General features: G+C 57.3%; 11 protein-coding genes. 8 read left to right on the top strand and 3 right to left on the bottom strand.

All coding sequences use genetic code 11. The features are described 5' to 3' along the window. Positions 1 to 660: 660 nt before the first annotated feature. The 3 genes from ACNAOT_RS23100 to ACNAOT_RS23090 all read right to left on the bottom strand — a co-directional run bounded on the left by ACNAOT_RS23100 (position 661) and on the right by ACNAOT_RS23090 (position 4,646). Positions 661 to 2,031, bottom strand: a complete 1,371-nt coding sequence (locus ACNAOT_RS23100) for a histidinol-phosphate transaminase (RefSeq protein ID WP_227471757.1) — start codon at positions 2,029 to 2,031, stop codon at positions 661 to 663. 157 nt (positions 2,032 to 2,188) lie between these two features. Beyond that, a complete protein-coding gene (locus ACNAOT_RS23095) occupies positions 2,189 to 3,187 on the bottom strand; it encodes an ornithine cyclodeaminase family protein (RefSeq protein ID WP_193594606.1) in 999 nt (332 codons plus the stop codon). A 115-nt stretch (positions 3,188 to 3,302) separates the two neighbouring features. Beyond that, positions 3,303 to 4,646: an NAD(P)/FAD-dependent oxidoreductase gene (locus ACNAOT_RS23090; RefSeq protein WP_420181257.1), complete on the bottom strand. Its 1,344-nt coding sequence runs from the start codon at positions 4,644 to 4,646 to the stop codon at positions 3,303 to 3,305. A 90-nt stretch (positions 4,647 to 4,736) separates the two neighbouring features. Between ACNAOT_RS23090 and ACNAOT_RS23085 the strand changes: the two genes are divergently transcribed. From ACNAOT_RS23085 to ACNAOT_RS23050, 8 genes are all read left to right on the top strand, one after another. Further along, entirely contained in the window at positions 4,737 to 5,813 is a 1,077-nt protein-coding gene (locus ACNAOT_RS23085) for a DUF917 domain-containing protein (RefSeq protein WP_193594564.1), read from the top strand. Beyond that, positions 5,810 to 7,363 (top strand): hydantoinase/oxoprolinase N-terminal domain-containing protein, encoded by a 1,554-nt coding sequence (locus tag ACNAOT_RS23080; RefSeq protein ID WP_193594565.1) that lies wholly within the window; start codon positions 5,810 to 5,812, stop codon positions 7,361 to 7,363. The genes ACNAOT_RS23085 and ACNAOT_RS23080 overlap by 4 nt, the downstream gene beginning before the upstream one ends. Then, positions 7,360 to 7,752, top strand: coding sequence for a nuclear transport factor 2 family protein (locus ACNAOT_RS23075; protein WP_193594566.1), 393 nt, complete (start codon positions 7,360 to 7,362; stop codon positions 7,750 to 7,752). The genes ACNAOT_RS23080 and ACNAOT_RS23075 overlap by 4 nt, the downstream gene beginning before the upstream one ends. Beyond that, positions 7,752 to 8,747 (top strand): dipeptidase, encoded by a 996-nt coding sequence (locus tag ACNAOT_RS23070; protein WP_193594567.1) that lies wholly within the window; start codon positions 7,752 to 7,754, stop codon positions 8,745 to 8,747. Before ACNAOT_RS23075 ends, ACNAOT_RS23070 begins: the two co-directional genes overlap by 1 nt. Positions 8,748 to 8,761: 14 nt before the next feature. Then, positions 8,762 to 10,345: a PucR family transcriptional regulator gene (locus ACNAOT_RS23065; RefSeq protein ID WP_193594568.1), complete on the top strand. Its 1,584-nt coding sequence runs from the start codon at positions 8,762 to 8,764 to the stop codon at positions 10,343 to 10,345. Positions 10,346 to 10,668: 323 nt separating this feature from the next. After that, the gene (locus ACNAOT_RS23060) at positions 10,669 to 11,508 is read left to right on the top strand and encodes a sugar ABC transporter substrate-binding protein (RefSeq protein ID WP_420181256.1); all 840 of its coding nucleotides are present in this window, start codon (positions 10,669 to 10,671) and stop codon (positions 11,506 to 11,508) included. Between the two features lie 81 nt (positions 11,509 to 11,589). After that, positions 11,590 to 13,047: a sugar ABC transporter ATP-binding protein gene (locus ACNAOT_RS23055; RefSeq protein WP_420181255.1), complete on the top strand. Its 1,458-nt coding sequence runs from the start codon at positions 11,590 to 11,592 to the stop codon at positions 13,045 to 13,047. Continuing rightward, positions 13,044 to 14,030, top strand: coding sequence for an ABC transporter permease (locus ACNAOT_RS23050; RefSeq protein ID WP_193594571.1), 987 nt, complete (start codon positions 13,044 to 13,046; stop codon positions 14,028 to 14,030). The genes ACNAOT_RS23055 and ACNAOT_RS23050 overlap by 4 nt, the downstream gene beginning before the upstream one ends. The last annotated feature ends 79 nt before the right edge of the window (positions 14,031 to 14,109 follow it).

The raw sequence follows: 14,109 nt of genomic DNA, 5'->3' as shown, positions 1-14,109 counted from the left end.
GGCGGGGAGCGCGACTCTCTTCCGGAGTGAACACTGACCGACGCGAAGCCAACCGTGATCGAGTTGGACCAGGACGTACAGCCACCGTGGGCGAAGGAACATGCCTTGACCACCTAGGAAAAAGCTCTTCACCGGCGGCCCTGAGGGTCAGGTGCTTTCCTCGGAGCGGCCGGACCTCGGGCGTTGGTACCACTCCATTTGCCCTTTAGCGATACCACCTCGCCGCAGCGGAATCGTACGCCCGTACACGCCAAGATCTACCCGATCAAGCCGGTCGAATTGCCCAATTGACGCAAAAACAAGAAAGACACACCATGCCTACTAGCCATGCTTCAGTTGCTGATCGCGGCCCTTATCCGTGGATGATTGAGGTGCAGGTGGAAAGAGCCGCAGAACTAGACCATGCCCTGGCTAAGGCTGTCGACGTCGTTTCGAAGGCTGCGCATGAACACCACACGGGCATAATGATCACTCGCACAGGCGTAGGCCAATATATAGTGCGCGCACACCCCGAGGTTCCGTTCGGGCTGACGAGGCAGCTTTACACCTGACGCACCAACGCAATCAACCGCTGCCCGCGGGGAAATTCGGGGAGCCGTCGCAAACGTTGAACGAAAGGTGATGGCGAAAGCCCTTTACGTTCCTCTCGACCCACACGCGTCACTCGAAGTCGTCCCGGGCGCCGAGAACCTCAAGAACACGATCATTGGTCCTGGCGTCAGCCAAGGAGATTCGAATCCCATCACCTGAAAAGGAGCGAACAAGGATTTCGGCCGCATCGAATGCCTTCAAAATGTGTGTACGAAGCGTTTCATCGGTGCGCAACCAGATGAAGTTGGCTTGCGTGTCGGGCAAAACCCATCCCCCATCGCGGAGGCGTTGCAATAGCCTGGAACGCTCCGCCGTTACCACTTGGGCTCGCGCTTGGATCTCGCCTGTGGCTTCCAAGGATGCTATGGCTGCACGTTGTGCTAAATCGCTGACACCGAAAGGCAGGGCAACGCTACGGAGCGCCGCCGCCAGGATTGGATGTGCCAGACCGTATCCAATCCTTAGCCCGGCCAGGCCGTACGCCTTGGAAAAAGTTCGAAGCAAACAAACATTGACATGACGCTGAAACAGCTTGATCGTGTCGATGGACTTGTCTGGATCAACGTATTCAACGTACGCCTCATCAATGAGTATAAAAACGTGCGGTGGTACTGCCGCCAAGAATCTCTCAAGTCGGTCTTGCTCAACGACTGTCCCTGTGGGGTTGTTGGGAGTGCAAATGATAATGACCCGAGTTTTCTCCGTGATGGCGGCCAACATTGCATCCAAGTCATGCTGCTCGTCGATGCCTAGGGGAATGGGCACGGGACTGGCGCCGGCAAGCTGGACGAGTATGGGGTAGGCCTCGAACGATCTCCAGGCAAATATCACCTCATCGCCGGCTTCACACGTGGCAGAGAGGAGCTGTTGAAGGACTCCTACACTGCCAGGACCAACCGCAACTGCATCCTGAGGAACCCCTAGAACCGTCGCGAGGTGTTCCCGCAGGGCAGTTGCGCCCATTTCGGGGTACCGGTTAATTGACTTGAGGGCTTCTCTGATCACGCGCTGAACGGAGGGCAACGGCTTCTCGTGGCTTTCGTTGGAAGCCAGTGCAGCAGTTTCTGGGTTGACTGCCCGGCGTCCGGCTACGTAGTTCGGCAGCGCTGCCACAACTTCACGGGGGTTTGGCTCGGGGGGTTCCAGCCGATCGATGCTTGTGCCGTCATGGTTTTCCAATAGGTGCCGGGTTCCCATTCCATGTCTCCTAATCCAGATGATCTGTGAGTTTGCCGTTTTTATTTCAACGTCTGCTGTGTAGTGCTCACCGGTTGGGCGGGTCACAGCAACCTGGTCTCCCGGGGAGAGGTGTGTCCAGTTTTGTCTCTTCATGTCGTAAGCCGCTGTCTGTTCAGCAGGAGACTGTGTCGCGGCATACACCCCGGCGTGGGTTCTGCCGAACCGCACCGCTGCCGCTGGTGCCGGTGGGTTAGCTGTCATTTTCATCCTGTCTTGTTAGAGAGCTAATGATGTCGAGACAGAATGGGCAGCCGTACTCGCCGTTCGACATCGAACCGCTCGAGGGAACTTGCCGGGCTGTGTGTGACCTGCCAACAAGTCCCTGTAGGTCTTCCGAATGTCCTAGCCCTTCCGGTGTTCACATTGGCAATGGCGTTCCCAAACCCAGATGTCTTGCTTTCTCAATGATTTGCCAAGTAACCGCTGCGTCTTGAAGACCGATTCCCACACTGTTGTAGAAGAGGATGGAGTCGTCGGAGACGCGGCCCGGGTGGCGCCCGGTGAGAACATCCCCAAGTTCTGCAACGTCAGACATGCCGATCACCCCCTGAGCCAAGCCTTCAATGATTGGTCCGGCCTGCTCAATCGCAGTGGGCAGATGATCTACGAAGACGGCGCTGCAAGAACTCAGGAAATCGCTGTCAACCTCCTTTCGTTGCGGAGCGAAAGAACCAACACTGATGACGGTAGTTCCCGGACTTACTGCCGCGGTAGGGAGAATGGGAGCCTCGCTCGTCGTGGCTGTAACTACGATGTCTGCATGTTCCACCGCTTCTTGTGCGCTCGTGAAAGCTCTGACTTCCATGGGCAGTTCTTCGCCTAGTTGCGCTGCGACGTCTCGGCATTCTTCAGCGAATGGTGACCAGAGCCGAACTTCGGTTATTCCGAGGGTCGTCGACAAAACCCGCGCGTGGGCGCGGCCCTGTACTCCACAGCCCAGAATGGTGAGAGTCTTGCTTCCTGGTACCGACAGCGCCCGCGCTGCAACCGCAGATGCCGCTGCCGTGCGCAGAGTTGTGACTGCTTCGCCGTCTACGATGGCGACTGGCCTGCCCGTGTCGGGGTCAAGCGCTAGGACGAGCGCGCTGACGTTCGGGAGTCCCAGCTCCCTGTTACCGGGGTTGACGCTGCCGAACTTACATACAGGGCCGGTCTCATCAGAAAGACGAGCTGCATAGCAGAAAGCCGTGCTTGATGACGGCCCGTTGATGAGAAGTCTGGCAGCCAGCCGTCCGGAACCAGATGATAGAGCTTCGAAAGCTGCGCGCTGGGAATCTACAGCATCTTCCGTGCTCAGCAGCCCGGCAATGTCCGCTGCTCTGAGAAGGAGCAACGGGTGCGTCGTCGTGTTAGTCAATTTATTCCTTAGTGCATAGGTGGTTCTCTTACCGGCGCCAACCCGGCCCGTCGTGGTTTCGTTTGGCAGCTGCCGCTCTGCAGAATAAGGTCATGGCAGCTCTAGTGCCGTTTATTCAGAATCGTGCGGGGTCGAATGGGGTAAGCTCGGACGGTTCTTCTCCGGCTAGGATTAGCGAGCTAAGCAATGAACCAGTTATCGGCCCCAGTGTGATCCCGAGCATGGCGTGACCCGCAGCAACAAAAACATTCTTATGGCCAGGGACGTGCCCGATCATCGGCAGCCCGTCAGGAGTCATGGGGCGCAGGCCCGCCCAAGCAACGGGCGTCTTTTGTAGGCTCCAGGAATTGAAGTAGTGAGGTGCGGCGCGGAGGATTCCTGCTGCCCTGCGATCGTCGACGCGCAAGTCCGTGGAACCGAATTCCATGGTGCCGGCCAACCGCAGACTGCTGTTCAACGGAGTGACAGCCACTTTATGATCGGACAGGTAAATGGCCCGCTTGAAGTTGATGGGTGGGCGAGTGATATCGAAGCCGTATCCCTTACCGGCCTGTAAGGGAAGCTTTGTTCCAAGCTTGCGTAGCAGTTCTCCCGATTGTGCGCCGGCGGCAACTACTACGGCTGCAGCTCTGTGGACCTCGGAGCGTTTCGTGACAATGCTGACGATGCCCTGACGGCCAGGCAGAATCTCACCTACGGCCTCATGGGTTGAGATCCGGACCCCCAGTTCCAGGCATCTGGCGGCCAGAGCCTCCACAAAGGAAGCAGGATCGATGAACTGATCGTAAGGGTTGAGGATCCCCCCGATCACTTGCTTTCCAATTGCCGGCTCCAGCGACCGAACTTCACTCGCTGACAGAATCTGCGCTGGCGCCATTCCCAGCAGTTCCATGGCTTTGGCATCCTCAGCGTGGGCCGCCAGACCTTGCTCCTGAAGGAACAGCTGCAAAATGCCATCGTCATGACGTTCAAAATCGATGCCGTCCATCTGCATTGCATCGAACTCGCTGAAAGCCTTGCGGCTGAGGGCTGCGGTCGCCTCGAGGCCGTTCGAGAACGCTGACCGTCGGCAGTTGGAAAGCATCCGCGCGAGAAAAGCGATGTAACTCGGCGAAACACCCCGCAAACCGATTTTCAGCGGTCCGTCAGATTTGAATGCATATTTTGCGGCCGTCCTTAGCGCTCCCGGAGAAGGCACAGGTTCGCTCATGGATGGAACTACCCAGCCAGCATTCGAACGTGACGCTCCCCCAGCAACACCACCGGCATCAATCAGGTGCACGACCGCGCCCTTACGAGCCAGCGCATAGGAACACGACAGACCCACCGCCCCCGAACCAACGACTATCACATCGCTCGAAACCATCAGCAGGCCCGGACCAGTTCTTTTGAAAACGTCATAGGGAACAGAATGGCCGTGCGACCACTGAATCGGAATGTGCAATGCGCCCAATCGCATGGAGCATCTAGTGCTAAACGCTCATCGCTCAAACTGTGATTTCCGCCATACGGTGTGATCCATAGGCTTACTTTTTTGGAAGGAACGGTCATGTGGAAACTTGATGCAGACTCGCTGGATGCACTCACACTCGGCGCAACTCTGCTTGGAACGGGCGGTGGAGGTGATCCTTTCATCGCCAAGCTGTCAGTCCTCCAAGCGATCAAAGACTTCGGACCCATAACGATCGCAACCCTCGACGAACTCGATGACGACGCGCAACTGACTACCGTTGCAGTAGTCGGAGCACCAACGGTCATCATTGAAAAGGTTCCCTCCGGTGCAGAATTTACCAATGCAGTTCGGGCACTTGCTTCATATATGGGCAAGGACATCGACGCCATCATGCCTGTCGAAGTAGGCGGCATGAATACACTCATTCCGTTGGCAGTCGCCGCCGAACTCGGTGTGCCCTGTGTTGATGCAGATGGAATGCGGCGGGCCTTTCCCCAGATCGAAATGACTGTGTTTACTCTCGCCGGCCGGCAAGCTTCTCCCATGAGCCTCGCCGACGAGAAGGGCAATAGGGTCGCGTTTGAGACGACCACGAACCAAGTGGGCGAACGCCTGGTTCGTGGTTCAGCGATGATGCTCGGCTTGGCCAATGCCCTCGCTGCCTATCCCATGACAGTTGCAGAGGCCAAGCATGCGGCCATCCGCGGCTCCTTAACGTACTGCAGCGAGGTCGGAACGCTCCTTACCGCTATCCAACGCAAGGAAGACGGGGCTTGGGACAAGTTCCTGTCCTTCACGGAAGGGCAAATAGTGTTCACCGGCAAGGTCATTGACCTAGACCGTCACACCACTACCGGCTTCGCCCGCGGAACAGTGACCATTGAGAGCTTCGCGAATCCGGAAAACACCATGCGCATAGAGATCCAAAATGAGCTCCTCTTGGCCATCGAGGACGGCCGCGCTGTCGTTACCCCGCCAGATCTCATTTGCATGCTCGACCACGAGACTGCGGAGCCGATCACTACCGAGGGCTTGGCATACGGCCAGCGAGTCACCGTTCTGGGGCTGCCTTGCGCGGAGGAATGGAAGCAAAACAATTGGCTGGAAGTCGTCGGTCCAGCAGCATTCGGCTATGACGTCGACTACGTGTCCCTGAAAGGTGCAGAGCAGTGAGCTACAAAATTGGAATCGACGTCGGTGGAACGAACACCGATGCCGTCGTCGTGGATGATGCAGGAAAAGTACTGGCATCCACAAAATCAGCCACCACGCCTGACCCTTTTGACGGCATTCGAGAGTCCTTGTCCAAGGTCATAGCGACCGTCGATAAGCGGCAGATTACACAGGCCATGCTGGGCACCACTCACCCCGCAAATGCGATCATCGAGCGACGTGGGCTAGAGCGAGTCGGTGTGCTTCGGTTGGCGGCTCCGGCGTCTCTGGGGATCCGGCCTGGGGCCGCGTGGCCATCAGACCTAATCGATAAGATTATTGGCCCGTCAGAAATTGTCCACGGCGGGAATGAGTTTGACGGCTCTGAAATCGCCCCGCTAGATGAAGATGCAATCCGCAGGTTTGCTGCCAGCTGTGCTGGAAACGTAGCTGCCATCTCAGTGGCCGGCGCCTTCGCCCCGGCTAACTTTGAACACGAAAAGCGTGCCGCCCAAATACTAGCCGAGGAACTCGGCTCAGACTTCCCGGTTTCCCTAAGCCATGAGGTCGGGGCTCTTGGTCTCCTCGAACGCGAAAATGCGACCATTCTCAATTCGTCACTGCTGGGGGTGGCCCGTCACGTAGTCCAGGGCTTCCACGCCGCGCTTCAGGACAACGGACTTGAAGTGGACTCATACCTGACGCAGAACGACGGAACTCTTATGTCGGATGAAGACGCTGTGCGTTTCCCCGTCCTGACACTCGGCTCTGGCCCAACCAACTCCATGCGGGGGGCTTGTTCTTTGTCCGATCTCGCAAATGCAATTGTCGTAGATGTCGGCGGAACTTCGGCAGACGTAGGCATCCTTGTGGACGGGTTCCCGCGTGAGTCCACAGCCGCGATAGAGGTTGGTGGTGTCCGGACTAACTTCCGGATGCCAGACTTGATCTCGATCGGGCTGGGAGGCGGCAGCGTCGTGCGATCTCACGCGGGAGGTGTGAGCGTCGGACCGGATTCCGTAGGCTATCGCGTCGTCAAGGAGTCACTGGTTAGTGGCGGGTCGACTCTGACGTTGTCTGACATTTCGGTCCGAGGTGGCCGGCTTAAGGGCTTCGGAGATCCGTCTCTCGCCCAGAACGTCGACGGATCGACTGTCGACGCGGCCCTGGCCTGGGTCGATGAGCAAATCAGGATCATGGCCGATCGCATGAAGGCGAGCCGGCACACCCTTCCCCTCATTGCAGTTGGCGGCGGATCTCATCTGGTGCCCGATTCCGTCCCCGGGGTTAGCGAAGTTGTCCGTCCTGAGAACTACGCTGTAGCCAATGCTTACGGCGCAGCCATCGCAGAGGCGTCGGGAACAATTGATCGGGTTTTCAGCTACGAAGGACGCGGCCGCGAAGCGTGCCTCGACGAGGCACGCAACCTCGCAGTGGACTCTGCCATCCGGTCAGGGGCTGACCCCAACAGGATCCGGATTACTTCACTATCGGAGGTGCCGCTTTCCTATGTACCGGGAAACGCTTGCCGCGTGCAGGTCAAAGCGGCGGGACCGTTGGTAAGCCCATGACGCTCGGACCAGACCAAGTTTGGCAGGCATACAATGACGCCGAAAATGCCAGGGACTTCCAGACCATGGCACAGTTGGTGGCACGGGATCTGGTGGTGACGGTCAACGGCGAGCCAGCAGTGTCTTCAGCTGAAGACGATGATCGGGCAATGCGCCATCTCATAGGCGCCTATCCGGACTATCGGCGGGATCTGGTTGAAGTACTCAGATCCGGGGACCGAGCGGTAGCCCGGTGGCGTATGTTGGGAACGCCCGTGAACGGGCCGCATCTCGACGTGCCGGGTTGCTCGATCGTGACGGTCGAGGAGGGGTGCATCACCGAGGCGCACCTCTACTACTACAGCGCGGCCCTAGACGCGGTGCTAAGCGCGGCCATTGGAGATATCTGATGACCGTTTCGGTGGCTGACTCTCATAATGATCTCCTGCTCGCCGTTCGCCATCTGAGAGAGCGCGGCCACCAGGACCCGTTCGGGGATTTTTGGTTGCCTCAGTTGAAGGCGGGCGGAGTTGATCTGCAAGTTCTTCCGGTGTGCACAGAAGAACAGTTCGTCGGGGAAGGTGCCCTGCGCCGATGCCTTCTGATGTTAGAAGAAGCTCGACATCTCGCAGACATCCACGCTGACGACGTGGTGATCGTCGAAAACAGTGCAGGGCTGGAAGCTGCCTCCTCCTCCGGTCGGATCGCCCTTATTCTCGCTATCGAAGGTGCCGAACCGATCGGGAACAGCCTGGAGATTCTGGACGTCCTAAGAAGATCCGGTGTGCGAATGTGCTCGCTTTCGTGGAATCGGCGCACGATGATGGCTGACGGCATCGCCGAACGGGACACCGGTGGACGGTTGACTCAACTGGGCGTTGACGCTGTTAGCAGAATGGAAGAGCTCGGCATCATCGTGGATGTTTCGCATCTTTCCGAGGCGGGGTTCTTTCACTTGGCAGAACTTGCAACCAGACCATTCATCGCATCGCATTCATCCTGTCGTTCGGTCACGGATCATCCTCGAAACCTCTCCGACGAACAATTACGACTCATCAGGGACAGCCACAGTTTTGTTGGGATCAATGCATTCGGGCCTTTCATAGCAGAAGGCGAACCATCACTGGATGCGTACATTGACCATGTCGAGCATGCCCTCAGTGTTGTGGGACCGGAATCCGTTGGGCTGGGTACGGATTTCATAGAGGATGTAGCAGAGGTCGTGGATCCCATTTTCACCGGTTTGCTCGTTAACTCCTCCGACATTCCAACAACTCAAGGGCTGCGGCGTCCTTCAGATTTCCAAGGCCTGGCGAGAGCAATGAGCAGGCGGATTGGGACAGAGAAGACGGCTGACGTGATGGGATCCAACCTTCGGACGTTCCTCACATCGCAACTCGGCTGAACGATACTTGAGAAGTGACGAACAGCGCGTGGAGCGGTGATTACGCCGTAACGGTACGCCAAATCCTGGCCTTGGCCGAAATGGCTGAGGCCAGGATACTCGGCGGGCTCGGGGGGCAAGACCGACTTGTCAATCAAGTACGGATTGCCCCCGAAGGCCGCCACCCTGAAGGGGATTTCGAGAACGCTGCAGTTCTGATGGACGGCCGCCGCTTAGCCGAGGATAACTACCTCGTAGATTTCGTCCTGAGGTGGATGGATGATTGCAAGGCGCCACTGCTGATTATCGTCTCGCCGCAAGGATACATAGGGCTGGCGACTCGGCGGTTGGCAAACAAGCTTTCGATTACTGTGATCGAGGTCCAAGCCACCGTTCTGCACCTCACTGATTCTATTCGCGAGGTAGTCGAAGCTCCCATTAGAGGCATAGCCCGCGGGATAGTCAACGCCGTCGAAGGGCTATCAAGGGTTTCCCCGCAAAATGGCGTACGAGGGTTCTTGAATGCACTTGATACCGCTCTTGAGAGCTCCTCAGCATTGTTGGGCCTCGAAGGCGAAACTGTATTTGGTGAGCTCTCAAAACCGTTCGTTGATGAGAAGGACCGTGTGGGTGCGGCGGTCTGGATACGGGGTGAGCAGAACACCCGCCTCATCCAGCCAATTGCGCTAGCACTAGGCGAGGCTCCCACCTTCTGGCTAGTTGTCGAATCACAGTCGCCCACGCCCGCATGGGAGCAGACCGCCACAACCGTCGTAAAGATTGCCAGCAGCCACATAGTAGCCCGGCTCGTGTCAGACCGTTTGGAGCGGGAACGAGACGCACGCTTCAGACTGGGAATGCTAAACGAGATTATTGCAGTCCAAGACAAGCCTTCGGCCTCAGTAATTCAGGATATTGGGACACTCGGATGGAAAACCGTCGGGTGGTGCACTGCCATACACATCCGGGTCGCCGGGGGTGACTCTCTTCGGGTGCTGTCACTCACAGACGAACTGTCGCGTCAATTCGCCGACGCCGGATTCAGCGGCCCATTGATTGAGAGATCGGACGGGTGGACGACCTGGACCGTATCTCACGCAGAGCCCCCTCCAACTTCCTATGGGGAGTCAGTTGTCCAAATAAGAATGGCCCTTCAGCGTTTTATTGAAGGACGATCCGGTCTACGGGTCTACGCAGGCATAGGTCACCCCTACACCGGTGTCGTTGGGCTCAAGAAGAGCCTTGCAGAGGGGCAGGAAGCAGCTACCATCGCGCAGGCAGGTGGTGGACGAACGGGCGTCCAGCATATAGACGAACTCGGTGTCGAGCGCATTCTCTTCGGCTGGTATACGTCGAACGAGTTCGGCGACTTCGCCCGGACGCTCCTGAAGCCGGTCACCCAGGTCGACAAGGATGAAGACCTTATGAGGACCCTCGAGGTCTACCTCGACAACGAGTCATCGCCGACGGTTACCGCCGGCGTTCTGGGCCTGCATCGCAACACGGTTGTCAACCGCATTTCCCGCCTGCGGCAGCTCCTATCAGTTGATCTTGATGATCCTGATCAAAGGCTGGCCGTGCAGTTGGCATGCCGGGTAGTTAATCTGAACAACACCTAACATCAGGGTCCCCGCAACCATACTTGGGCAAACCGTCACACCGCCGTGAATTCATTGGGCGATATGCACCTGTCAACCCCTGCGTTGTGATTCTACTCTCATAGCAACGGGGGAAATTGATTCCATCTCTGACAGGACTACTTATGAAAACGAGTACTCGACGCCGCGCCCTAGCTATCACGGCCGTCACCGCACTGTCTGGTATAGCGCTCCTCAGCGGATGCGCTGGCAGCCCATCGGCCAGCAGCAGTGAGGGCGAAACAGAAGTCGCCTATCTCTCATCCAGCTCAGCGAATACCTGGCTTTCAGCATCGGGAAAGGCCATGCAGGAGGAAGCCAAAAAGGCTGGTATCAAGATCACGGAGTTTGATGCCAAGTTCGAGCCGGGCAAGTCCGTGAAACAAATCCAGGATGTAGTCGCATCCAAAAAGTACAAGGGCATCATCATCGCCACAAGTGACGGGCCGGGAGCCATCCCAGCCCTGCAGAAGGCCATGGACGCAGGCATCAAGGTTGTCATTCTTAATCAGGTAGTGGGCGAGAAATTGGACACGGCCGACCCACAGGTTCCTGGATTCTCCGCATCCGTTTTGGCTCCCCCTAAGGGCACGGGTGAACGCCTTGGAAAGCTCGCGCTAAAAGCTTGTGACGGCCTAGAAGAATGCAAGGTCGTGTACATGTATGGGCTGAAGGGCACTCCCTTCGACACTGCGGTCCGGGACGGCTTTGATTCAACTATCACGGGCAACTCCAAGATCAAGGTTGTAGCAGACACTGAGGGCGGCTTCCTCGGCACTGCCGAGCCTCGAAAGGCTGTTCAAGACGTTCTGCAGTCCAATCCCAACTTCGACGTGTTCGTCGCAGCCGGCGACCAGCAGGTTCGTGGCGCCCAACTAGCGCTCGGCGACGCTGGGAAACCCGCCGTTAAAACAATCGGCGTCGGCGCTTCAGAACCTGCGCTGAAGGGCATTTCCGAGGGGACATGGTTTGGGGATGTCGCTGGCGTACCTGCCGACGAAGGACGTGCCGCACTCAATGCGATGGTGAAGGCCATCAAGGAGAACAAGGATTCTGGCGGAATCGACGTTGTCGATGACCTTCCCGACGGTGGCCTCATCACCAAGGAAAACGTCGCCAAGTTCACGGCGCAGTGGGCAGGCTGATCTGACATGCCCGCACCGCTGATTGCCTTCAGAGGAATCACAAAATCTTTCGAGGCAACTCGGGCGCTCGTTGGAGTTGACGTGGAAATCGAGCCCGGTTCTGTGCATGCGTTGGTGGGTGAAAACGGTGCGGGCAAGTCCACGCTTGGCAAGATTCTCGCCGGAGTTCACGCGTTCGATGCAGGAACGCTCGAACTGGACGGCGTTGCCGTCCAGTTCGACAGCCCCCGAGCGGCCATGAAGGCCGGTATCACCATCGTGGCACAGGAAATCGCGCTGGTCGGTCCCCGCACGGTAGTTGAGAACGTATATCTCGGTCTGGAAGACCGGCTGGGGCCGTTCGTTCGTGCCCGTTCCCTGAACGCAAGATTTGCTGAACTCGTGCGCAGCACAGGCATCGATGTCCCAGCAGATGCACTCGTAGACGAGCTTTCCATTGCCGATCAGCAAAAGGTTGAAATCCTCCGCGCTCTGGCGAGGAACTCCGACATCATAGTCATGGATGAGCCTACCGCTCGCTTGGCAACACACGAGGCGGCCAAGCTGGCCGACATAGTTCGTGACCTTCGGGCACAGGGAAAAACGATCGTCTACGTCTCACACTTCCTTGACGAGGTCCTCAGCATTGCCGACACAATTACCGTGCTGCGTGACGGAACCGTCGTTTCAACCGCTCCTGCGGCGACATACGACGCCGACTTGCTGGTAACTCAGATGGTTGGAAGGTCAGTTGATGCAGCATTCCCCGACGTTCGTGCCCGCACTCCAGGGACTTCACCAGTACTCAGCGTCGAGAAAATCGGGACCCCCGGAATGTTCGCCGACATCACTTTCGACGTCCACCCCGGCGAGATCGTAGTCATTACTGGGTTGGTCGGTTCGGGCCGCAGCGAGGTAGTGCGTGCTATTTACGGTGCCGAACCTCCATCCACTGGCTCTGCGCGCTTCAACGGGAAAAATATCCGGTACCGACACCCTAAAGAAGCGGTCGCAGACGGCATGTCCTTCATCCCTGAATCGCGGAAAACCGAGGGCCTTTTTCTAGGGTTCAGCATCGCAGACAACGTGGGACTACCGCATCTGCAGTCGCTCACCCAGCGAGGTCTCCTTCTCGCCAGGAGAGTGAACCAAAGGGTTTCCCAAGCTCTCGTGGAAGTCGGCGCCAAGCCCGCCTCACCAGAACTACCCGTTGGACTTCTTTCGGGTGGAAATCAACAGAAAGTGCTATTTGCACGCGCCCTGCTTGGTAAGACAAAGCTTCTCATAGCGGATGAGCCAACCCGTGGCGTGGACGTTGCAGCCAAACGGCAAATCTACGACCTCCTAGTCGAACACGCATCGCGCGGGTTGGGCATCCTTGTCGTGTCCTCGGAGATGGAAGAAGTCATCGGTCTGGCCCATCGGGTCATTGTGATGCGTAAGGGGCGCATTGCAGGGCAGCTCACTGACGCAGAAATCAGTGGAATCAACATAGCCCAACTCGCGTTCGGGCAATCCGAGTCCCGTAGCGGCTCAAACACGGAGGCAAACCAGTCATGACCATCATTGAAGTCAAGGAAGCGGAGCTGACGCGGACCAGGAGCAAGCTCCCCAAATCAGTCCTCTCAAGATACGGCATCGTTTGGGCCACTGTTGCGATGTTCTTGGTTCTAGCAGGTACAACACCAGGGTTCGTCAGCAGCGACAACCTATTGAACGTCTTGGACCAGCAATCGGTAGTTTTGATCGCAGCCGCACCTTTGACGCTGACCTTAATCGCTGGACACTTCGACATCAGTGTGTCCGGAGTTTTCATCACAGCCCCACTTGTCGGCATTCAACTTGAGAACGCGAGCGGTTCCCTCCCACTCGCTATTGCGGGTGGGCTTGCTGCCGGAATTGTCTTCGGGCTTTTCAATGCGTTCCTCGTTGCCAAGATCCGAATCAACTCATTCATCAGTACACTGGCTTCCTCATACATCATCTTGGGCATCGGCTACATCGTGAGCGATAGATCGATTCTCTCTCCCCAAGATGACGAATTCCGGGAATTCGCGACGACTAAGGTTCTGGGGGTCACCACTGCAATCTGGATGGCCGTAGCAGTCGTCGTCATCTTCTGGGTTCTGCTGAGCAGCACCCGATACGGCCGGTACGTGTACGCAACTGGTGCCAACTCCGAAGCTGCCAAACTATCCGGCATACGAACAGGCAGGATAGTGACCTCAACCTTCGTCTTGACGGGGGCTGCTGCAGCTCTTGCCGGCTTGATCAATTCCTCCCAAAGCCTGAGCGCACAACCATCAGACGACTTCAGCTTTGTCTTTTCTGCCTTAGCCGCAGTCGTCGTAGGAGGTACATCCATTGCAGGCGGGTCAGGTGCCATCTGGAGAACACTCACAGGAACCCTCTTTATCGCAATAATGAATAACGGCTTCAACCTAAACCAGATAGACCCGGTCTATCAGCGAATCATCCTGGGCCTCGTCATTCTGGTGGCAGTTGGCATCGATGCTTTTAGCCGCTCCCGACGCCACACGTAGTACCTGACACAGTCCCATGACAACAACCAGTCATTCAACTGAGCGCACACAGGTTGTGTGCCCTCGCGTGAAATAGTGA

Origin of the sequence: Paenarthrobacter sp. TA1.8, from assembly GCF_048595705.1 — a bacterium.
GTDB classification, from domain to species: Bacteria; Actinomycetota; Actinomycetes; order Actinomycetales; family Micrococcaceae; genus Arthrobacter; species Arthrobacter nitroguajacolicus.
The sequence above is the reverse complement of the archived record's forward strand: the minus strand, read 5'-3'. Positions and strand labels throughout refer to the sequence as shown.